This is a genomic window from Streptomyces luteoverticillatus, from assembly GCF_003970715.1.
GTDB lineage: Bacteria > Actinomycetota > Actinomycetes > Streptomycetales > Streptomycetaceae > Streptomyces > Streptomyces abikoensis.
In genome coordinates this window covers 979,007-1,000,297 of sequence record NZ_CP034587.1, presented here as the reverse complement: position 1 = coordinate 1,000,297, position 21,291 = coordinate 979,007, and the positions used below count along the sequence as shown (strand labels likewise).

The following is a 21,291-nucleotide window of genomic DNA, read 5'->3' as shown; positions in this document are numbered from 1 at the left end:
GGACGACGAAGGACGAGCCGGACGAGCGGGACAGGACGGACGGGCCGGGAGGAGCTGGGCTCAGTCGAGGATCTCGACCGGATCGCCGACCCGGACGGTCCCCGTGTGCTCGGGTATCAGGTTCCTGCCGAACACGGCCTTGCCGTCGATCCGGTGGTGCCGGGCCAGGGTGCGCAGGGGTTCCTTGCCGCGCTCGGCCGTGCGCTGGTCGGTGGTGGTCACGACACAGCGGGCACAGGGCTTGACCGCGCGGAAGGTCACCTCGCCGACGCGCACCCGCCGCCACTCGTCCTCCGCCCAGGGGGCCGTGCCGTCGACGACCACGTTGGGCCGGAAACGGTCCATGGGGAGCGGCCCCTCGTCGGCGCGGTCGCCCCGGGCGATCAGGGAGTTGAGCTCCCGCAGCGAGGCGGTCGTGGTGACCAGCAGCGGATAGCCGTCGGCGAAGCTGACCGTCTCGCCGGGCCGCGCGTAGTCCGGGTCGATCGGGCGGCGGCGGGCCGGGTCGTCCATGTGGAGGAGCCGGGCGCCGGTGCCCAGGAACGCCGTCAGCCAGGCCTCGGCGGCCTCGCCCGCGGGCACCGCCTCCACCTTGTCCCGGAAGATCTCCGCGACGACCGTGCCGCCCGGCCCGTCGGCCGGAGCGGGCACGGCCACCTCCAGGGGCTCGGCGCCGGGGGCGGTCAGCCGCACCCCGCCGCCCGGCAGCGGCTCCGCCGCGGCCAACGCGAGGCGCGGCTCCTGCCGTTGGGTGATCATCCGGTGCTCCGGATCCACCACCATCCATCTGCGGTCCCCGGCGAGCCCCCAAGGCTCCACGGCCGCCTCGCCGGGAGCACACCCCGCCATCGACTTCACCGGGTAGAAATGGACCGAGGACAGCACGGAACTGGGCATGCGCTCATTTTGCCAGCCGGATATGACAGTTGGCCGCCCCCGGTGGGCCCGCGCCGGGCCGCGGGTCAGTAGCCCCGCTGCTCCGGGTACGGGCGGCCGCCGCCGTACGGGTCCTCGTACTGGGCCTGCGCCGGGCGGGGCGCGACCGGGCGCATGGCGTCGAAACCGGCCGGGCTCGCGGACGCGGCACCCGGGCGCTGCTGCTGCGTCTGCAGCGGCGCCGGCCCCGCGTAGCTGGCGCGCGGCGTGGCGGCCTGCTGCGGGATGTACGGGGCGGGTGCCTGCTGGAGGCCGGGGCCCGGGGCCTGCATCGGCTGGCCCATGCCGGCGGGCTGGCCGCCGTACTGCGGGGCCGGCGCGGCGTAACCCGCCGGCGGGGCCTGGTGGGAGGAGGGGCCGGAGGGCAGGGCCGGCAGCGCGGGCAGGTTGCTCTGGGCCGGGGCGGGGGCGGGGCCGCCACCGAAGTCGTACGGGGAGGACACCCGGATCGGCGCGATCTGCGGGGTGCCCCGCTCGGCGACGAGGCTGTCGTAGATGGGGGTGTCCGGGAAGGACGACGAGGCGTAGTAGCCACCGCCGTAGGTGCTGCGGGGGGAGGTCATAGCCCATAAGTTAAGCCCATGCTGTGCCGGTTGGGGAGACGGGTACGGGGGTTGTTTGCGGGGCCCGGAACAGGGCCGCTTTACCAATCCCATCGAACCTGGGGAAATCGGTCGTCAAGGTACGTTGGGATCGTGTAAAGAGCCGGGTCATTTCGGAGGGGTTGAGGATGGAAATGCTCAAAGGCGCCAATGTCCGGATACCTTCGCAGGTGGTACGGATCGAGCTGCGCTGGCGTACGGGGCCGGGGGTGCCCGACGCCGACGCCTCCGCGCTGCTCCTCTCGGCGGGCCGGGTCCGCTCGGACGCGGACCTCGTCTTCTACAACCAGCCGGTCCATCCCTCGGGCGCCGTGCGCCACGACGGCAAGCGCGCGGCGGACGGGACGGTGACCGACGCCCTCACCGTCGATCTCGCCGCCCTGGAACCCGCCGTCGAGTCGGTCGTGCTCGCCGCCTCCGCCGACGGCGGCGCCTTCGGGCGGGTGCCGGGGCTGGGCATCCGCGTCCTGGACGCGGCGGCCGGCACGGAGCTGGCGCGCTTCGAGAGCCGGGACGCGACCGTCGAGACCGCCTTCGTGCTGGGCGAGCTCTACCGGCGGCAGGGCGAGTGGAAGTTCCGCGCGGTGGGGCAGGGCTACAGCAGCGGCCTGGAGGGCCTGGCGACCGACTACGGCATCACCGTCGACCGGTCGGCGGCCCCGGTACCCCCGGCCCCGACTCCGGCGCCCGCCCGTTCCGTCGACCCCGCCCCCGCCCCTGTGCCCACCTCCACGCCCGCACCGATGTCCGCCCCGGTTCCCGCCCCTGTGCCCGACCGGACCGTGCGGCTGACCAAGGTCACGCTCACCAAGGACGCCCCCAGGGTCTCCCTCGCCAAACAGGGCGGCACGTCCGGCGCCTTGCGGGTCAACCTCAACTGGTCGATACGGCAACAGACCAGGACCTGGGGGCAGCGGCTGGGCCTGGCGCTCCAGCCCGGGATCGACCTCGACCTGGGCGCCCTCTTCGAGCTCACCGACGGCACCAAGGGCGTGGTGCAGGCCCTAGGCAACTCCTTCGGCTCGCTCCACCGGCCCCCGTACATCCACCTCGACGGCGACGACCGGACCGGGGCGGTGGAATCCGGGGAGAACCTGACCGTCAACCTCGACCACACGGCCGCCTTCCGGCGCGTCCTCGTCTTCGTCACGATCTACGAGGGCGCCACCAGCTTCGCCGGCCTCCACGCCACCGTCACCCTTCAGCCGCAGCACGGGGCGCCGATCGACTTCTCGCTCGACGAGTGCGTCGTCGCCTCCAACGTCTGCGCCCTCGCCTTGATCACCAACAGCGGCGGCGAGCTCGTCGTCCAGCGTGAGGCCCGCTACCTCGTGCCCGACCGGGGCGTCAGCCCCCAGCGCACCCTGGACCGCGCCTACGACTGGGGCCTGAACTGGACCCCGGGCCGCAAATGACCGAACGCGCCGCCCGTCTTCAGGGCGCGGCCTCCGGGCGGGTGTACGTCCGTCCCTTCCAGGCCGCGCCCCGCCCCCGGTGATGCCGCACCGCCGAGTCCACCGTCATCAGCAGGTACAGCAGCCCCGTGACCGGCAGCAGCGGGGCGAGCCACAGGGGCTGCCGGTAGTAGCGCAGCATCGGCGCGTACGTCCCCGCCATCACCGCCCACGCCAGACCCCCGCACGTCAGCGGTACGACGGCACCGGTCAGCGCGCCCGCCACGACGGCCACCGGCGGCGCGAGGTGCACCACCGCCAGCCCGGCGACCGTGGCCGCCAGCAGGAGCGGGCTGTGGAGCAGCTGGGCGTAGGCGCTGCGCGAGACCATCCGCCACAGCGGCCCCAGGCCCGGATACGGCCGCACGCTCTCCACCCGGTCCGCCAGCCCCAGCCAGATCCGGCCGCCCGAGCGGCGCACCGCACGCGCCAGCGCCACGTCGTCGATCACCGCCTGCCGGATGCTCTCCGGCACCCCGGCCCGCAGCGCGGCCTCGCGGCGCAGCAGCACACAGCCGCCGGCCGCCGCGGCCGTCCGCCCGCCGGGCCGGTTGACCCACCGGAAGGGGTACAGCTGGGCGAAGAAGTACACGAAGGCGGGGACGACCATCCGCTCCCAGAACGTGGTGACCCGCAGCCGGGCCATCTGCGACACCAGGTCCAGCCCCCCGGTCCGGGCCGCCGCCACCAGCTCCCGCAGGCTGTCGGGGCCGTGGGCGATGTCCGCGTCCGTGAGCAGCAGGTACTCGGCGCCGGTACGGTCCAGGGCGAGCGCCATGCCGTGCCGCACGGCCCACAGCTTCCCCGTCCAGCCGGGGGCGGGCTCACCGGGCGAGGACACGGTCAGCGGCGGCCCGCCGTGCTCCCCTGCCAGGGCCCGGGCCAGCTCGCCCGTGCCGTCGGTGCTCCCGTCGTCGACGAGGAAGATCTCCAGCGGCCCCGGATAGTCCTGCGCGAGCAGCGACGGCAGGCTCGTGGGCAGCACCTCCGCCTCGTCCCGGGCGGGCACGACGACCGCCACCGCGGGCCAGTCCTCGGGCGGGGTCCGGGGCGGCAGCCGGACGTCCGTACGCCAGAAGAAACCCTGCCCCAGCAGCAGCCAGGCCCATGCGGCCAGGGAGGCCGCCGTGATCCACGTCAGCGCGCTCACCGTCGCAGTCTGCCGCAGCCCGGGCGGTCACGACGGGCACATCGATTAAAGTGACCGGGTGAAGATCGCGCTCATCGACTCCGGAAACGGCCTGCTGGCAGCGGCCGCCGCCGTGCGCCGGCTGCGCCCCGACGCCGATCTGGTCCTCTCCTCCGACCCGGCCAGCATGCCGTGGGGCCCCCGCACCCCCGAGGACCTCACCCGGCACGCCCTGGCCTGCGCCCGCGCGGCCGCCGCGCACCGGCCCGACGCGCTGATCGTGGCCTGCAACACGGCCTCGGTCCACGCGCTGGAGGCCATACGCGCCGAGCTGGAGCCGGGCCTCCCCGTCATCGGGACCGTCCCGGCGATCAAGCCGGCGGCGGCCGACGGCGGACCCGTCGCCATCTGGGCCACCCCCGCCACCACCGGCAGCCCCTACCAGCGCGGGCTGATCCGCGACTTCGCCGCCGGGGTCGAGGTCACCGAGGTGCCCTGCCCCGGTCTCGCCGACGCCGTGGAGCACGCCGACGCGGACGCCATCGCCGCCGCGGTGCGCGCCGCCGCCGCCAACACGCCGGCCGATGTGCGCGGCCTCGTCCTGGGCTGCACCCACTACGAGCTGGTCGCCGAGCGCATCCGCGCCGCCGTCGCCGAGATCCAGACGCCCGGCGCCCCGCCGGTGGAGCTGTACGGCTCCGCCACGGCCGTGGCCACCCAGGCGCTGCGCCGCGCCGGTACCGAGCCCGACCCCGGCGCCGCGCCCACGGGCCGTGTGACCGTGCTGCTCACCGGTCGCGAGGGGGAGCTGGGGGCGGCTTCGCTCGGCTACGCCGAGGGCCGTTCGCTCGGTGCCGTGAGCGCCGCGCGCTCCTGACCCGTCCTTTACGTCCCGCTTTACGTCCCGTTCGCCGTGCGTCCGCGCGCACCCCTGCCGCGGTGGCGGAACGTGAGTAGGCTGCCCGGTATGAGGGACCACTCCGAGGACCCGCGGGAGCAGGGGAGCGCTTCGCGCCCCGGTGACGACGAGCGGCCGGAGGCGCCCGCTGTCTGGACGGGACGCGCGACCAACCGCGTCCAGTGGCTGCTGGCCGCCGTCGGTGCCGCATGCGTGGCGCTCGGCGTCGAGCTCGCCGTCGACAGCGCGTGGACGTCCGGGCTCGCCCCGCTGGTGATGGCCGTCGTCGGCTGCGTGGCCGCCGGCCTGCTGATGCTGTACGGCACCATCGCCTTCGTGCACGTGGCCGTGCGGGTCGACAAGGACACCCTGGAGATCCGCTGCGGTCACATCGGCGTACCGCGCACCCGCATTCCGCTGACCCATGTGGTCGGCGCGGACTTCGACCCCCGCGTCACCCCGCGCCAGTGGGGCGGCTGGGGCTATCGCTGGCGCCCGGAGAAGGGCACGGGCGTGGTCGTCCGGCGCGGCGAGGGCTTCGTGGTCCGGCTCGGGGACGGCCGTATGTACACGGTCACGGTGGACGACGCCGAGGCCGCCGTGCGCGTGATCCGCGACCGGCTCCGGATGCTCGGCGGCCGCTCCGCGCACGCCTGACGGGGTGCACGCCTGACGAGGTGCACGCCCGGCGGGGTGCACGCCCGGCGGGGTGCACGGCTGACGAGGCACGTACTTGACGAGGCACGTACCTGACCCGGCGCGCAGACGATTTCGAGCACCCCGGCGTGTACGCCTGCGGTGCGCGCCCCCGGGGCCGGGCGGTGCGGCCGGGCGGCCATTGGCTAGGCTCGGCGCATGCCCACCCCCGATTTCATCCGAGAGCTCCGGGCCCTGGTCGGCGACCGGCTGTTGTGGATGCCCGGAGCGAGCGCGGTCGTCCTCGACGACGAGGGCCGTGTGCTGCTCGGGCTGCGCTCCGACACCGGGGAGTGGTCGATCATCGGGGGGATCTGCGATCCGGGGGAGCAGCCGGCCGCCGCGATCGTGCGCGAGGTGTTCGAGGAGACCTCGGTCCACTGCGTGCCGGAGCGGGTGCTGCTGGTCGAGGCCCTGGAGCGGGTCGTCTACCCCAACGGGGACGAATGCCAGTTCATGGACATCTGTTTCCTGGCCCGCGCGGTGGGCGGGGAGGCGCGCGTCAACGACGACGAGTCGCTGGAGGTCGGCTGGTTCGCGGTGGACGCGCTGCCGCCGATGGAGCCGTTCGCGGTGGCACGGATCAGGCTGGCCGCGAAGGAAGCGCCGACGTGGTTCGCGGGATGCGGCGAGGAGTTGGGCGAGGGCTGACAGCCCGTCAACCCGCTTGTTGATGCCCCGTCAGGGGTGCCCTGCCGATGCGCGTCCGGTCGCGACGAAGGCATTCCCCGGGTTTTCCGGGCCGGTGTGATCGTAGGTCAGTTCGCCAGCACCCTCGTTCCAGCGCTCGAAGAAAAAACCGGTAGTAATTCCCTGCGGATCCTTTGGCTCCGGAGCCGTCCTGGCTCGCACGCGCGCACTGTTGGGAAAGAGGTTGCTTTGCTAAAGTGTCCTCTGCTCATTCTTCCGAGAGCAGTCGGGGGTCAGTGAGGATGCATCGCAAAAGCATATGATCGACCACCCTCTCACCGTCAGCGAGTGCGGCCGTTCCTGTGAACGGAAAAGCGAGCCAACGATCTGGACGCCGGGATGCGCTGACCCCTGATCAGGCCTCTGATCAGGAAGAAGTCCCAAACGCAGCCTCGGCCGCCGTCCCTGCCGCTTGACGCACGGTCAAACCCCCGGAGCTTGGCGCACCTGTGGTTGAGGGTGTCTCGGCCTGCCCGGGCTGGATTCAGGAACGCGCATGAGAAACATTCGGGCGACGCGCGAGTTTCCACTCGCATTGCGATTGCTATTGCTCAATCAGTTTGGGATCGACATTGGCTTCTACCTCCTGATGCCGTTTCTCGCGGCATATCTGGAGCAGGGCCTGGGAATGTCGGCCGCGCTCATCGGGCTGGTGCTCGGGGCGCGGAATCTCAGCCAGCAGGGCCTGTTCATCCTCGGTGGCTCCGCCACCGACCGGCTGGGGCCACGCGTGGTGATCATCACCGGCTGTGCCCTGCGCACCGTGGGCTTCGCCCTCTTCGCCTTCGGCAACTCGCTGCCGCTGCTGCTCGGCGCCTCCGTGCTCACCGGGCTGGCGGCCGCGCTGTTCTACCCGGCCGTCCGCACCTACGTCGCCTTCGAGTCGGGCGAGCGCAAGGCCGAGTCGTTCGCGCTCCTCAACGTCTACGCCACCATCGGCTCACTGATGGGACTGCTGCTGGGGAGCGTGCTGTTCCTGACCGACTTCCGGCTGTGCGCCGTGGTGGCGGCGGCCATCTTCGGGGCGCTGACGGTCGCCCAGGCGCTGGTCCTGCCCACAAAGGGGGAGCCGCCGCGCGGCCCCTCCGCCACCGTCCTCGGCGACTGGCGCGAGGCCTTCTGCAACCGCCGGTTCCTGCTGTTCTCCTTCTCCACCATCGGCATGTTCACGATGGAGAACCAGCTCTACCTCCTCCTGCCCGAAGGGGCTCTCAGCGCCTCGGGCTGGAAGGGCTCGGCCGGGGTGCTGCTGGCCGCCGGCGCCCTCGCCAACATGCTGTTCCAGCTGCGGATCACCAGAGCGCTCCAGCGCAACGGGGGCGGCACCCGGTGGGTCAGCTCCGGCCTGGTCGTGATGGGCCTCAGCTTCCTGCCACCGCTGCTCGTCTGCGGCGGCGAGAGCCCGGCCGGCACGAGCGAGGCGGTGGCGCGGATGACCGTCATGGTGGTCGGCTCGGTCATGCTCTTCTTCGGCATCATGGTCGCCCACCCGACCGTGCTGGAGATGGTGCCGATGTTCGGGCGGGAGAGCCTGACCGGTACGTACTTCGGGCTCTTCTACGTCTTCTCGGGCCTCGCGGCCACCGCGGGCAACGCCGTGGTCGGCCGGGCCATGGACTTCGGCGGGCGCACCGGCCTGTGGTGGCTGCCCTGGCTGGTCTGCCTCGCCTTCGGGCTCGCCTCGGCGGCCTCGGTGGCCATGCTCCAGCGCGGCGGCATGCTGCCGGGGCTGCCGGTGCCGTCCGGCGCGCCGGTGGTGGAGGGGCCGGTCGTGGGCAAGACCGTCGTCAAACGGGCGGCGGCGCCCGTGGTCCCCGTGGCGCCCGCGGTCCCGCCCGGATCCCAGGCCGCCGGTACCCCGGCGTCCGGCCGGGAGGCCACGGGCCCGGCGAACGAGACCCTCGACGCCCTCCGGCAGCACGACCCGGCCCGGCTGCCGGGCCCGTCCAGAGCCACGGACGAGGCGACCGACCAGCCACCGAGATAGCGGGGAGGGGAGGACGACGGCGGTGTGGCGGAACGTTCCGCCACACCGCCGTCACGTGTACCGCCCGCCGTCCCCCGTATCACCCGCCGTCCTCCCTATCTCCCGCGGTCACCCGTATCACCCGCCTCCGAACGGGCCGTCTTCGAACGGGCCGCCTCCGAACGGGGCGCGGGGCCCCGCCTGGCGCGTGTACGCCTTGCGCGGCCGGGCGGAGCGCCGCAGAGTCGAGGCATGCCCATCGCAACGGTGAACCCCGCGACCGGCGAGACCCTCAAGACCTTCGCCGAGCTGGGCCCCGAGGACGTCGAACGGCGCCTGGCCACCGCCGACGCGGCCTTCCGCGCCTACCGCACGACCGGTTTCGCCGAACGGTCCCGGCTACTGCGGCACGCGGCCGAGCTCCTGGACGACGACCGCGACGACATCGCCCGCACCATGACGACCGAGATGGGCAAGCCGCTGGCCGCCGCCCGCGCGGAGGCCGCGAAGTGCGCGAAGGCGATGCGCTGGTACGCCGGGAACGCCGAGGCCCTGCTGGCCGACGAGACGCCGCCCGAGGCCGAGGCGCGCGACGCCGGGGCGTCCGTCGCCCGCGTCCACTACCGCCCGCTCGGCGTGGTCCTCGCCGTCATGCCGTGGAACTTCCCGCTCTGGCAGGTCGTCCGGTTCGCCGCCCCCGCCCTGATGGCGGGCAACGTCGGGCTGCTCAAGCACGCCTCGAACGTGCCGCAGACCGCCCTCTACCTGGAGGATCTCTTCCTGCGCGCCGGATTCCCCGAGGGGTGCTTCCAGACCCTGCTGATCGGCTCGGGCGCCGTGGAGGCGGTCCTGCGCGATCCGAGGGTCGCCGCCGCGACCCTCACCGGCAGCGAACCGGCCGGGCGCGCGGTGGCCGCCGTCGCCGGGGACGAGGTCAAGAAGACCGTCCTGGAGCTCGGCGGCAGCGACCCGTACGTCGTCCTGCCCTCCGCCGACCTGGCCCGCGCCGTGCGCACGGCCGTGACCGCCCGCGTCCAGAACAACGGCCAGTCCTGCATCGCCGCCAAGCGCTTCATCGTCCACACCGACGTGTACGACGCCTTCGCCGAGCGCTTCACCGCCCTGATGGAGGGCCTGACCGTCGGCGACCCCATGGCCGAGTCGACCGACGTCGGCCCCCTCGCCACCGAGCGGGGCCGCGCCGACCTCGAGGAGCTCGTCGACGACGCGCTGCGGCGCGGCGCCACGGCCCTGTGCGGCGGGCGCAGGCCCGCCGGCCGGGAGCACGGCTGGTACTACGAGCCGACCGTCCTCGCCGGGGTCACCCCCGAGATGCGCATCCACCGCGAGGAGGCCTTCGGTCCGGTGGCCACGCTGTACCGCGTGGACGGCGTCGACGAGGCGATCGCCGTGGCCAACGACTCGCCGTTCGGGCTGAGTTCCAACGTCTGGACGCGCGACGAGGAGGAACAGCGGCGGTTCGTCCGCGACATGGAGGCGGGCGGCGTCTTCTTCAACGGCATGACGGCCTCCCACCCCGCCCTGCCCTTCGGCGGCGTGAAGCGCTCGGGCTACGGGCGGGAGCTGTCGGGGCACGGGATCCGCGAGTTCTGCAACGTCACGACCGTCTGGTACGGGGCCGAGCCCGGCGCGTGACCGCGTCCGGCGCCGCTCACATGCCCCAGCGCAGCGCGGGCGTCCGCACGGGCGCGTCGTACAGCCGCAGCAGCTCGTCATCGACCTGGCAGAGCGTCACCGACGCGCCGGCCATGTCCAGCGACGTCACGTAGTTGCCGACGAGCGTCCGCGCGACCGGCACCCCGCGCTCGCGCAGCACCCGGTGCACCTCGGCGCAGAAACCGTAGAGCTCCAGCAGCGGGGTGCCGCCCGCGCCGTTCACCAGGACCAGCACGGGGCCGGCCGGCCGGAGGTCCTCCAGCACCGCGTCCACCGCGAAGTCCGCGATCTCCCCGGACGTCATCATCGCCCGCCGCTCCCGCCCGGGCTCGCCGTGGATGCCCACGCCCAGCTCCAGCTCCCCCTCGGGCAGGTCGAAGGTCGGCCCGCCCTTGGCCGGGGTGGCACAGGCGGTGAGGGCGACCCCGAAGCTCCGCGACGACTCGTTCACCCGGCGCGCGATCGCCTCCACCCGCTCCAGCGGGGCGCCCTGCTCCGCCGCCGCGCCCGCGATCTTCTCCACGAACAGCGTGGCGCCGGTGCCGCGCCGCCCGGCGGTGTACAGGCTGTCCGTCACGGCGACGTCGTCGTTCACCAGCACGCTGGCCACCTGGACGCCCTCGTCCTCGGCGAGCTCGGCCGCCATGTTGAAGTTGAGGACGTCGCCGGTGTAGTTCTTCACGATGAACAGCACCCCCGCGCCGCTGTCCACGGCCGCGGCGGCCCGCACCATCTGATCGGGCACGGGCGAGGTGAACACCTCCCCGGGGCACGCGGCGTCGAGCATCCCCACCCCCACGAACCCCGCGTGCAACGGCTCGTGCCCGGACCCCCCACCGGACACCACCCCCACCTTCCCGGCCACGGGCGCGTCCCGCCGCACGACGACCCGCCGCTCGACGTCGACCGTCAGCTCGGGATGCACGGCGGCCATCCCGCGCAGCGCGTCGGCGACCACGGTTTCGGGCACGTTGATGAGCATCTTCACGGGGGGCTCCTCGGGTGAAGGGCGGATTCGGTGAGCGGGGAGTGGCTGGGAGTAGTGCCGGCGTCGCGTACTACCTAGTTGATGTATTGCTGAACCCTCAATGATTCCTGGAGGTACGGTGAATGATCTCCCGGATTCCATCGAGTCGGTGGAGGAGCTCGCCGTGGTCTGGCGGGCCGGTCCACCCGGACCTGACGTTCGTGCGGGTGTCGACCGACGAACAGGTGCGCGCCTGCGCGGACCTCAACTCGCGTGCCTACGACTTCGCCTTGGACGAGGGCCGTGACGGAGTTCAGGCCGAACTCGTCGATCCACTTCTATGCCCTGAAAGGCTGACCGGATCGGCCGCTCCGTCGTGTCAATACGGTTGATCGCACCGGGACAGATCCGTGTCCGCCAGAGGCTTCCCCTTCGGGGTCATGTACGTGGCCCAAAGCACCAGGGGAGTGGACCCCTCGTTGCGCCCCTCGGTCCGCGGGACAGCCTCATGAGCCGAGTCCTTTCACTTCGATGCGGTGACGTTCCTGATTCCGGGAACAGTACCGAGACCCGCGAGGGTCGGTGAAGCCCTCGCGCGCCCGCCGCCGTGCTGCCGTCCCTCACCCGTCCGGCCCAGCTCCTGCCGCCGGGGGAGTACCGGACGGGCAGGCTGGAAGGGGGCGGGACCACGACGCCGACGGGCGAGTCTCTCGGGAGGAAGCCACCATGACGGCACAGGCCCCCACCCGGCCCCTCGGCCCCGACGCCGGCCTCGACCAGGTCTTCGAGCTGGCGCAGCAGTTGCGGGTGGACTCCGTGCGGGCCAGTACCTCGGCCGGCTCCGGGCACCCCACCTCCAGCCTGTCGGCCGCCGACCTGATGGCCGTGCTGATGACGCGGCATCTGCGCTACGACTGGGACGAGCCCGGCAACCCGGCCAACGATCACTTGGTGTTCTCCAAGGGGCACGCCTCCCCGCTGCTGTACGCGATGTTCCGTGCGGCGGGCGTCGTCGGCGAGGACGAGCTGCTGACCACCTATCGCCGCTTCGGTGCCCGTCTGGAGGGCCACCCGACACCCGTGCTGCCCTGGGTGGACGTGGCCACCGGCTCCCTGGGCCAGGGCATCGCCTACGCCGTCGGGATCGCCCTGGCCGGGCGCGACCTGGAGGCGAGTCCCTGCCGGGTGTGGGTGCTGTGCGGGGACAGCGAGATGGCCGAGGGGTCGGTCTGGGAGGCCTTCGACAAGGCCGGGCGGCACCGGCTGGCCAACTTCATCGCCATCGTCGACGTCAACCGCCTGGGTCAGTGCGGGCCCACCGAGCTCGGCTGGGACACCGAGGCCTACGCCCGCCGCGTCGAGGCGTTCGGCTGCCGGGCGATCACGGTGGACGGGCACGACCTCGAGGCCGTCGACCGGGCGCTGACCGTCGCGGCCGACGGGCAGGGCCCTACGGCCGTCCTCGCCCGGACCGTCAAGGGGCGCGGTGTGAGCGAAGTGGCCGACCAGGAGGGCTGGCACGGCAAGCCACTGCCCGCCGACCTGGCCGACCGGGCCGTCGCCGGGCTCGGCGGGGTGCGCCACCTGTCGGTCCGCGGTCCCCGGCCGCCCGACGGCGCACCGGTGCCGCGCCCGGCCGCCGGCCCCGTGGAGCTGCCCCGCTACGAACTCGGTGAGGCCGTGGCCACCCGGTCCGCCTTCGGCAAGGCGCTGGCCGCCGTCGGCGCCCGGCCCGAGGTCGTCGTCCTCGACGCCGAGGTCGGCAACTCCACTCACACCCAGGACTTCGAGAAGGCGTACCCCGAGCGCTACTTCCAGACCTATATCGCCGAGCAGCAGATGATCGCCGCCGCCGTCGGGATGGCCGCGCGCGGTCACCGTCCGTACGCGGCCACGTTCGCGGCGTTCCTCACCCGGGCCCATGACTTCATCCGCATGGCGGCCGTCTCCCGGACGACGATGGCCCTGTGCGGCTCCCACTGCGGTGTGGAGATCGGCGCCGACGGCCCCTCCCAGATGGGCCTGGAGGACCTGGCCATGATGCGCGCCGTCCACGGCTCGACGGTGCTCTACCCCGGCGACGCCACCTCCGCCACGGCCCTGACCGCGGCCATGGCCGACCTGCCCGGCATCTCCTACCTGCGCACCACGCGTGGCGCGTACCCCGTCCTGTACGCCCCCGACGAGGTCTTCCCCGTGGGCGGCTCCAAGACGCCACGCCGCGGTGACCAGGACACGGTCACCCTCGTCGGCGCCGGCGTCACCCTCCATGAGTGCCTCGCCGCCGCCGACCTGCTGGCCGCCGACGGGATCCACGCCCGTGTCGTCGACCTGTATTCGGTCAAACCCGTCGACGCCGGGACGCTCGCCCGCGCCGCGCGGGAGACCGGCGCGCTCGTCGTCGCCGAGGACCACCACCCCGAGGGCGGCATCGGCGAGGCCGTCCAGTCCGCGCTCATGGCCCGGCGCCTGGCCCCGGCCCTCGCCCACCTCGCCGTCACGGGTCTCCCGGGCTCCGGCACCACCGCCGAGCTCCTCGACGACGCGGGCATCTCCCGCACCCACATCGCGGAGGCGGCGCGGGCGCTGATCCAGAAGTAGCTGTGCCACATGGCTGTCATGCACCCGGACGGCAGGATCGCCCGATGTGCCGCCCAGGCGGCGGAACGGGACGCCGTCACCTTCCTCTGGCCCCACGCCACCCGGCGCCGCCCCGCCGGGCTTCACCGGGCGGACGGCCGGGAGGCGGACTCGCCACCGTGATCGCCGGACTCACGATCATGGTCATAAAGTCTTGATCATGCACGCCAGCCTCACAGAACACGCTCGATGCCTCTACGGCGACGAATACCAGGACGCGCCCGGGTGCGGGGGTGACCACCACGAGCAGTACTTCGTGGAGGAACTCACCTTCGCCGACGCCGACTCGATCGTCGCCATGCTCCGCGCCCTCTCTCCCCGCGTCGTCGAGGGACGCCTTCCCGTCTGGGTACGGAACCTGGCCTACCGGCTGGCGATCCTTCAGCGCCCGAACGATCCCGTGCTGATGCGCGAGGCGGCTGACAGCCTCTATCTGCACGGCCCCGTCTGGGACGACGTCGCCGCCGACCTCCGGCGCCGGGCCGACGCCCTGGACCCGGCCGGCGCGGTCGTCGGCGCCTCCCGGGGGCCCGCGCCCGGGCCGGTCGCGGACCGCCGGTAACGTACCCGCGTGATCTTGCGGTCGTCAGCGCGGCGACGGTCACCGAACGGGAGGAAACCGCATGCGGACGGCGTCCGGGGACGACTGTCAGGAGCAGGGTGTCCATGAGGAGGACCACGAAGAGGTCTTTCCCTTCGTCCCCGCCCCCGAGGACGGCACCCGCTGGACGGCGCCCACCGACGTCGAACAGCAGCTGTACCGGCTGACCCGGACCGGCAACGCCTACGCGTACCTCCGTACCCTCGCCATCGAGGGCGTCTACTACCCTGTCCGGCTCGACGAGGCGCGGGCGGCCGGCGAGGACGAGTTCCCCATGCTGACCGTCCCGCTCGGCGACGGGCGCGTCGCGGCGCAGGTCTACACGGCCGGCCTGCTGCCGCGCACCCACCCGCACCTGGTCTACGAGTACGCGACGCTCGGCGCGCTCGCGGGGATCCTCCCCGGCGACGTGGACATCCTCGCGGTCAACGCCGCCACCCCTTGCGAGGAGTACTTCTCCACCGACGACGACGAACGGGAGACCTGGCTCGACCTCCACCACGAGCTGTTCGAACCGGACGGCCTGGGCGACCGCGTGGTGACCCGCCGTACGGGCGCCCCGCCGCCCGGCCCGTTGCTGCACGGCCTGGCCTGCGGTGCCCATCTGTGCTTCCAGAACGGCGACGCGTGGAACACCCCGCACTGGCACGGCTCGGGCTACCGGGGCGAGGTCGGGCGGATCGCCGCGGGCTGGGGCGTCCACGGGCGCGACGACTGGCGCTCGACACAGGAGCGGCTGCTCGGCCTCGAAGTGAGCCCCTGGCACTGGGACTTCGTCCTCGACGCCCGCCTCGCGCTCGCGCCCGGCGGCCGGGGCGGCCACGTCGATCCGCAGCGGTGGCGCGCCCTGGTCGAGGCGGAGCTGCGGGCCCGTGCCCGCGAGAACGGAGTCCCCGCCGACGACCCGGAGTTCGCCGACATGATCGCGGATCTCCGCACCCTGGTGGGCGAGGTCCTGCGGTACGAGGCGCGGTTCCGCGCCGACGGTCTCCTGCCTCCCGACGGGTTCGTGCGCACGATCGCCGCCTGGGACATCGGCCGCGGCTCCAACATGGCCCGCTGGGGCCGCGGCGCCCGGTACGCCACGGAGGCCGAGACGCTCGCGGCCCTCGAGCGCGCCTCCAAGGCCGCGCGGGACGCGTACGGCTCGTGGGAGGAGTTCTCCGCCGGCTATGTGCTGGGCCGGTGCCTGCACTTCGACGAGGAGCGGTTCGGCTCCTGGTACACGGAGGTCCTCGACGCGCATCGCGCCCTCACCGGTGACCCGGAGAGCCCGTGGCGCACCGTGCCTTTCACGGACGAGCCCGGCTAGGCGACCTGCCGCCCCACGAGGTAGCCCGTCAGCGGAGCCGTCGAGCGGATCCGGACCTTGTCCACGAGCCGGTCGGTGGGCAGGTGGAGGACGAGCTTGTCCCCGGTGAGCGTGACCGGGACGGGCCCGGCCGGGCGGCCCCACGCGCCGCCCTCGACGTGGAAGGCGGTGGTGACCTGCGCGTCCCTGCCCTGCGCGGAGAGGACCAGCCAGATGGGGCCGTTGCGGGCGCCGCCCGCCGGCGCGGCGAGGGTACCGGCGGGCTCGACCGGCAGGTCGAAGTCCGCGTTCGCCGGGACGTCGAAGTAGGAGTACATGTCTTCCTCCGTATAACGGGCGGGAGGGGTGGGGGGAGTGCGCTGGAACGACAGGCTCCAGTCGCGGAGTTCCGCCGTGGAGCCCAGCGGGCAGTAGTCGCGGTCGACGCCGCCGGCCTCGCTGTACTGGTGGAAGAGCCACGGGTCCTGGATGCCGGGCCGGCCGGCCGTCCGGCCGGCCGTGGCGATCCACAGGAAGTCGCCGCAAGTAGACGTCCGGTCGACGTTCAGCCAGTAGTCGAGGTTGCAGTACATGCCGACCGGGTAGTCCGGCATCTCCGCCTTCACGTAGGCCAGCCAGGCGTCGCGGTAGACGAGCTGGCGGGATCTCGGGACGTTCGCGTTGGCGTCGTCGTAGCCCTCCCAGTCCAGGACGATGATGTCGCCGGGGCGCCAGGCGACCTGGCGGAGGAAGTAGTCGGCCTCCGCCCGGGGGTCGTTGGCCATGTGGGGGTAGTGGTAGGCGCCCCAGACGAGACCGTTCGCCTTGGCGTGGTCGCGCTGGGAGACCCATTTCGGGTTGAGGTAGCCGAGCCCTTCGGTGATCTTGACGAAGGCGAAGGAGAGCCCGCTGGTGTCGGGGGTCGAGGACTGGTACGAGGCCCAGTCCTGGCCGTAGATGCCCATTCGGAGCCCCTTTGCGGTGAGCCGAGTGCGCATGGCGGTGATGGTGGGGGATCGCACCCCGGCCGTCCGGGGCGTGGTCGGCACGGGGTGGCCGGGATAGCGTCGTACAACGGTTCGCTTCCGGCAAGCGCCCCGGAGGACGAAATGCCGCTCCCGGCGGACGAAAAGCCGCTCCCCGGCCTCTCCTCGAACGCCGCGCTCCGTGTCACCATGTCCTGTTATGACGCGGGGAGAGGGCGAATTACGGCACAGCGTGCGGGTCTCCGCGCCCGGGGACGTCGCGGAAGGGGACGTCGGCTCCCTGGAGGCGTGGCTCAGGGGTGAACCCGAACTGAGGGACCGGGCGCAGGTCAAGCGGGGTGCCCGGCCCGCTGAAGCCAGCGCCCTGATGGGCCCTCAGTTGGACATCGTGATCGAGTGGGTCGGGGCGGCGACCACGACCGAGATCGTGCGCCTGGTGACGGCGTCGATCAAGGAGTGGGTGCGCAGCCGGCAGGCCCTCGGCGACGACAGCCCGCCCGGATTCCGCGCGGAGCCGGACGACCAGCGGAACGACCAGCGGAGCGACCGGCCGGACGACGAGCGGAACGACGAGCGGGACTAGCGCGATGGCCGGATCCGGACGGCGGGAGCGAGCCGACCGAGCCCTGCTCATCGGCGTGTCCCAGTACGCCAGCGACCGGCCGCTCGAAGTAGCGGAGGGGCTCGGCGACATCGCGGCGGTCGAGCGCAACCTGGCGGAGCTGCGGGCCGCGCTGAGCACGGGCGGGGTCTTCGCCGATGACCGGATCGAGTCGCTCCACTCGCCCGGCGTCGAGCAGTTCGAGCACCGCCTGGGGCACGTCCGCGACGCCACCGACGGGCTGCTCCTGGTCTACTTCGCCGGGCACGGCATCGTCGACACGCGCACCGGCGGCCACGGCCGGCTGCTCCTCGGCCTGCGGGACGCCAAGGTGGAGCACGGGCCCAGCTTTCCCGGCTGGATCCGCTGGGACGACACGCTGCACCGGCTGTGCTCGGGCGCGAGCGCCCGCCGCCACACCGTGGTGGTCCTCGACTGCTGCTACGCCGGCAACGCGGCCGGCGCCTGGGAGGAGCTCGACGAACGGGACCAGGACCGGATCTCGCTGCTGCTGGCCGTCCAGAAGAACCAGCGCATCGACGCGGGGGACGCCGCGACGCCGACGCCCTACACGGCGGAGCTGGTCCGGCACCTCGCGGGGGAACCGGCCGGGCCCCTGACCGTGGGCGGCCTCCAGGAGCGGCTGGCGGCGGGCCTCAAGCAGGCCCGGACGGCCGGGGGCAGGGCGTGGAGCCCGCAGGTCTGCCGGAAGGGCGCGGGCGAGCACGTCGTCCTGGCCCGGCCGCCCGCCGCCGTCCGGCCCGGCGTCCCCCGCCCCCGGCGGCACCGCCCCCGCCGCCCGAGCAGCCCCAGTCGCCCCCCAGGCCGCCCGCCCGCCGCCGTGTGCGGCTGATCGGCGCGAGCCTGGCGGCGGTGGTCGCGCTCACCGCCGGCGTCTGGTGGCTCGCCTCCGGCGACTCGCGCGGCGACGGCCCCTCGGCCTCCTGCGCGCGGCACCCGCCGCTCGAACTACGGGTCCTCGTCGACCCGGACCTGGGACCGGCCGTCCGCGAGGCGGCGAACGGCTTCGTCGCCTCCGCCGCCAACGAGGACGGCGACGGCTGCCGGCGTTCCGGCGTCACCGTCTACAGCGCCGGGTCCGCCGAGACGGTGGAGGCGTTCCGCACGCAGTACGGCGAGTGGGCGCACGTCGGCCGGTCCGGGTTCAACCCGGTGGGCACGGTCGGGCCGCAGCCGGACGTGTGGATCCCGGCGTCCTCGGCGAGCGCGCGCAGGGCGCGCGACGAGAGCGGCAACCAGCCGTCGGTGCTCTCCCTGGACTTCGACGACGCCGAGCCCCTGGCCTACGCGCCGGCCGTGCTGCTGGTCCCCGACCGGCTCGCCGAGGCCGAGAACGGGCGCATGGGCCGTACCCTCGCCGAGCTGATGACGGCGATGCGGGCGAAGGACGAGAAGGCCCAGGCCCGGCGCGCCGACCCGCGGTACACCGACGCCGCGCTCGCGGCGGCCCGGGGGCAGTACCGGGTGGACGCCCCGCGCACCGTGGAGCTGGGCCAACGGCGGCAGGGACGGTCCATGCCGACCGGCAAGGACCTCGCCTGTTCCCTGGCCCGGGGCAGCTCGGCCGAGGACCGGACGGTGGACCGGCGCACCGCCGTCCTGGCGGCGGAACCCACCCTCGCCCAGTACCGCGACTGCGCGGGGACGACCGGGGTGACGCGCGTGGCCGAGTACCCGGCCGACGTCCCCGGCCTCGACCCGGTCTTCGTCCACGTCCGCTGGAACGACGCCCGCCTGGACGAGGCGGAGCGGGACCGGGCCGTCCAGCGGTTCCGGGACTGGCTGGCCACGAAGGACGGCCGGAAGGCCTTCCGGGACGCGGCGTTCCGCGGCTCGCCCCGGGAGCCCCTGCCCTCGCCGCCGCCCGGCCTGCTGAGCGACCCCGGCCCGCTGCCCCGCGCCCTGACCGCGGACGAGGCCGTCGACACCATGGAGAAGCACCGGCAGGCCAACGCGGCCGGCCGGGTCCGCTTCCTGCTGGACAGCTCCGGGTCCATGAGCCGCTGGTGGGACGGGCCCAACGGGGCGCGCGAAATCCTCAAGCAGGCCATGGGCCGCTTCGGCGCCGAGGACATGTTCGGCGTGTGGAGCGTCGCCTCCGCCGGCTCCGAGCCCCCCTACCGCGATCTGCTCGCCTTCGGCACCCACGGCTCGTGGTCCAGGGCCGCCGCCCGGAACGAGCAGGACAAGGCCGCCGAGGCGGCGAAGAAGGTGGACGACGCCGAGCCCGACCTGTCCAAGGAGGCCGACATCGGCGGCGCGCTGAAGGCCGCGCTGGAGGGGATGCCCCAAGGGACCGAGGACGACGGCCACCCCCAGCTCGTCGTGCTCCTCACCGACGACGAGGACAACGACCGGATGAACGCCGCGCGACAGGACGAGCTCGTGGCGGCCGTCGCCGCCCGGAAGGTGCCCGTCGTCATGGTCTCGTTCGACTCCGGCGGCTGTCTGAAGGACCGGTTCGACCTGCGCGTGGCGGACGCGAGCGGCGGCAGGTGCCTGGACGCCCGGGGCGACCTGGCCAGGGATCTCGGAGCCGAGATCGCCCAGGTCGCGCAGGGCCGGGACTAGCGCGACGGAGGGGGCGGGGGAGATGGGCGGCGGCAGGAGACGCGCGGGAATCGTCCGGTGCCCCCTGCGGTATCCCGTCCGGCTTCTCGTCTGGTGCGCCGCCCTGCTGCTGGGCGCGACCGGCTGCTTCGGCGGCGGCGAGCCGGGCCCGCCCACTGGGACGGCCTCGGCGCGACCGGTCACCGGCACCCAGCTCGTGATCGCCACCGGCGTGGACGTCACCGGCAAGAACGGCGTCCGCAAACGCCTGGTCGACGCGTGGAACGACGTCCAGGAGAAGCAGAACTCGCCCTGGCGCGCCCGGGCCGTCATCCTGCCCGGCTCCGCGGACCTCCAGCGCAGCCAGCTCCTCGCGGCGCTGCAGTCGGGCGGCGCCGCGTACGACATCGTCAACCTCGACGTCACCTGGGTCCCCGAGTTCGCCGCGGCCGGCCTCGTTCGGGAGCTGCCCGAATCCTTCGCCGACGACGGCGACATCCTCGCGAAGGCGTCCGCCACCGCCCGCTGGAAGGGCAAGGTCTACGCCGCCCCCTACAACAGCGACGTCGGCCTCCTCTACTACCGCCGCGACTACCTGGCCGGCGGCGCGGGCGTCGACGAGAAGAAACTCGACGCGCTCGCGCGGGGGCGGACGACCTGGGACGACCTGGCCTCGCTGATGGACGCGGTGGACGCCTGGGCCCGCGCCGACAAGTCCGACAGGTCGAAGAACTACCGCAACGCCTGGACGAGCCAGCTCAGCCCCTACGAAGGCCTCACCGTCAACGGCGTCGAGGCCTTCACGGCCGCCGGCGTACGGCTGACCGACGAGGACGGCACGTACACCGCCTCGCCCCCGACGCTGGAGAAGGGCGTGACCGAGTTCCGGCGGCGCGTCGCGAGCCCCCGCACCTACGAGGACGCCTTCGCGTCGGACGAGGCCGGCACCCTCAAGGACTTCGCCGAGGGCCGCACCGCCTTCCTGCGCCACTGGCCCTACGCGTACCGCACGCTCCACGCGGCCCTGGGCGACGACAAGCTCGGCGTCGCCCCCCTGCCCGGCGCCGCCGTGCTGGGCGGCCAGAACCTCGCGGTGTCCGCCGCCGCGTCCATGCCCGGGGAGCGGGTGCGCAAGGCCCGGGAACTCGTCGCCTTCCTCACCGACCGGACCAGCGAGCGCTGCCTGCTGGACGCCGGCTTCGCCGCCACCCGCGCCTCCTCCTACACGGACCCGAACGTCTCCTGCGACGACCGGCGCGCGCTGCCCGGCACGGCCGGGCCGTCCGAGGGCGGCGGCGGCGACATGCCGCGCGACGCCGCCCGCCGCCCCCGCTACGCCCGCGACACCCTCCTGCCCGCCCTGGAGGCCGCCGCCCTGCGCCCCCGCACCCCGCTCTACGGCGCGTTCACCCACGCGTTCACCACGGAGCTCGCCGCACTCCACACCTCCGCCACGGCCCGGGCCGCGCCCGACGAGGACATCGCCCGGCGGCTCGACACCGCGCTCCGCGCCGTCCTGCCGAGCGGCTGAGGCCGCCGGGACGAACGGGCCCCACGACGCCGGGCAGGGCGGGCCGGGGTCCCGA

General features: G+C 73.6%; 19 protein-coding genes and 1 pseudogene. 15 read left to right on the top strand and 5 right to left on the bottom strand.

Going from position 1 to position 21,291, the window contains the following annotated elements:
• Window positions 1–60: 60 nt before the first annotated feature.
• Window positions 61–897 (bottom strand): MOSC domain-containing protein, encoded by an 837-nt coding sequence (locus tag EKH77_RS04095; RefSeq protein WP_126913068.1) that lies wholly within the window; start codon window positions 895–897, stop codon window positions 61–63.
• 65 nt (window positions 898–962) lie between these two features.
• The gene (locus tag EKH77_RS04090) at window positions 963–1,499 is read right to left on the bottom strand and encodes a DUF6643 family protein (RefSeq protein WP_126913067.1); all 537 of its coding nucleotides are present in this window, start codon (window positions 1,497–1,499) and stop codon (window positions 963–965) included.
• A 167-nt stretch (window positions 1,500–1,666) separates the two neighbouring features.
• On the opposite strand from EKH77_RS04090, the gene EKH77_RS04085 reads away from it, so the two are divergent.
• The gene (locus EKH77_RS04085; protein WP_126913066.1) at window positions 1,667–2,953 is read left to right on the top strand and encodes a TerD family protein; all 1,287 of its coding nucleotides are present in this window, start codon (window positions 1,667–1,669) and stop codon (window positions 2,951–2,953) included.
• Window positions 2,954–2,972: 19 nt separating this feature from the next.
• Here the strand turns inward: EKH77_RS04085 and EKH77_RS04080 are convergent, their stop codons facing one another.
• A complete protein-coding gene (locus EKH77_RS04080) occupies window positions 2,973–4,133 on the bottom strand; it encodes a glycosyltransferase (protein ID WP_430981023.1) in 1,161 nt (386 codons plus the stop codon).
• Window positions 4,134–4,200: 67 nt separating this feature from the next.
• Here EKH77_RS04080 and EKH77_RS04075 point away from each other — a divergent pair, with 67 nt between their 5' ends.
• The 5 genes from EKH77_RS04075 to EKH77_RS04055 all read left to right on the top strand — a co-directional run bounded on the left by EKH77_RS04075 (window position 4,201) and on the right by EKH77_RS04055 (window position 10,027).
• The gene (locus EKH77_RS04075) at window positions 4,201–4,998 is read left to right on the top strand and encodes a glutamate racemase (RefSeq protein ID WP_126913064.1); all 798 of its coding nucleotides are present in this window, start codon (window positions 4,201–4,203) and stop codon (window positions 4,996–4,998) included.
• A gap of 90 nt (window positions 4,999–5,088) precedes the next feature.
• On the top strand, window positions 5,089–5,676 hold the full coding sequence (locus EKH77_RS04070; protein WP_126913063.1) for a hypothetical protein: 588 nt from the start codon (window positions 5,089–5,091) through the stop codon (window positions 5,674–5,676).
• Between the two features lie 198 nt (window positions 5,677–5,874).
• The gene (locus tag EKH77_RS04065; RefSeq protein ID WP_126913062.1) at window positions 5,875–6,366 is read left to right on the top strand and encodes an NUDIX hydrolase; all 492 of its coding nucleotides are present in this window, start codon (window positions 5,875–5,877) and stop codon (window positions 6,364–6,366) included.
• 535 nt (window positions 6,367–6,901) lie between these two features.
• Window positions 6,902–8,392: an MFS transporter gene (locus EKH77_RS04060; RefSeq protein ID WP_126913061.1), complete on the top strand. Its 1,491-nt coding sequence runs from the start codon at window positions 6,902–6,904 to the stop codon at window positions 8,390–8,392.
• A 231-nt stretch (window positions 8,393–8,623) separates the two neighbouring features.
• Complete coding sequence (locus tag EKH77_RS04055; RefSeq protein WP_126913060.1) at window positions 8,624–10,027, top strand: NADP-dependent succinic semialdehyde dehydrogenase; 1,404 nt, start codon at window positions 8,624–8,626, stop codon at window positions 10,025–10,027.
• Window positions 10,028–10,043: 16 nt separating this feature from the next.
• On the opposite strand, the gene dhaK is transcribed toward EKH77_RS04055, so the two are convergent.
• On the bottom strand, window positions 10,044–11,036 hold the full coding sequence (gene dhaK / locus EKH77_RS04050) for a dihydroxyacetone kinase subunit DhaK (RefSeq protein ID WP_126913059.1): 993 nt from the start codon (window positions 11,034–11,036) through the stop codon (window positions 10,044–10,046).
• Between the two features lie 176 nt (window positions 11,037–11,212).
• Here dhaK and EKH77_RS33650 point away from each other — a divergent pair.
• The 5 genes and pseudogenes from EKH77_RS33650 to EKH77_RS04030 form a co-directional block, all read left to right on the top strand.
• Window positions 11,213–11,329 (top strand): annotated as a pseudogene (locus tag EKH77_RS33650) (GNAT family N-acetyltransferase); the annotation flags it as partial.
• Window positions 11,330–11,741: 412 nt separating this feature from the next.
• Window positions 11,742–13,616: a transketolase gene (locus tag EKH77_RS04040; protein ID WP_126913058.1), complete on the top strand. Its 1,875-nt coding sequence runs from the start codon at window positions 11,742–11,744 to the stop codon at window positions 13,614–13,616.
• 9 nt (window positions 13,617–13,625) lie between these two features.
• Window positions 13,626–13,778, top strand: a complete 153-nt coding sequence (locus EKH77_RS32900; RefSeq protein WP_164737737.1) for a hypothetical protein — start codon at window positions 13,626–13,628, stop codon at window positions 13,776–13,778.
• 37 nt (window positions 13,779–13,815) lie between these two features.
• Window positions 13,816–14,217 (top strand): hypothetical protein, encoded by a 402-nt coding sequence (locus tag EKH77_RS04035; RefSeq protein WP_126913057.1) that lies wholly within the window; start codon window positions 13,816–13,818, stop codon window positions 14,215–14,217.
• 61 nt (window positions 14,218–14,278) lie between these two features.
• Complete coding sequence (locus EKH77_RS04030; RefSeq protein ID WP_126913056.1) at window positions 14,279–15,568, top strand: DUF1266 domain-containing protein; 1,290 nt, start codon at window positions 14,279–14,281, stop codon at window positions 15,566–15,568.
• Here the strand turns inward: EKH77_RS04030 and EKH77_RS04025 are convergent.
• Window positions 15,565–16,545, bottom strand: a complete 981-nt coding sequence (locus EKH77_RS04025; protein WP_240667210.1) for a glycoside hydrolase family 25 protein — start codon at window positions 16,543–16,545, stop codon at window positions 15,565–15,567. The genes EKH77_RS04030 and EKH77_RS04025 overlap by 4 nt on opposite strands.
• 187 nt (window positions 16,546–16,732) lie before the next feature.
• Between EKH77_RS04025 and EKH77_RS04020 the strand changes: the two genes are divergently transcribed.
• From EKH77_RS04020 to EKH77_RS04005, 4 genes are read left to right on the top strand one after another with little or no spacing between them, the layout of a single operon-like run.
• Window positions 16,733–17,116 carry an effector-associated constant component EACC1 gene (locus EKH77_RS04020; RefSeq protein WP_126913055.1) on the top strand — a complete coding sequence of 128 codons (384 nt, stop codon included), beginning with the start codon at window positions 16,733–16,735 and terminating at the stop codon, window positions 17,114–17,116.
• A 4-nt stretch (window positions 17,117–17,120) separates the two neighbouring features.
• Window positions 17,121–17,987, top strand: coding sequence for a caspase family protein (locus EKH77_RS04015; protein ID WP_126913054.1), 867 nt, complete (start codon window positions 17,121–17,123; stop codon window positions 17,985–17,987).
• The gene (locus EKH77_RS04010; protein WP_126913053.1) at window positions 17,978–19,726 is read left to right on the top strand and encodes a vWA domain-containing protein; all 1,749 of its coding nucleotides are present in this window, start codon (window positions 17,978–17,980) and stop codon (window positions 19,724–19,726) included. The genes EKH77_RS04015 and EKH77_RS04010 overlap by 10 nt, the downstream gene beginning before the upstream one ends.
• Window positions 19,727–19,748: 22 nt before the next feature.
• The gene (locus tag EKH77_RS04005; RefSeq protein WP_126913052.1) at window positions 19,749–21,236 is read left to right on the top strand and encodes an extracellular solute-binding protein; all 1,488 of its coding nucleotides are present in this window, start codon (window positions 19,749–19,751) and stop codon (window positions 21,234–21,236) included.
• The last annotated feature ends 55 nt before the right edge of the window (window positions 21,237–21,291 follow it).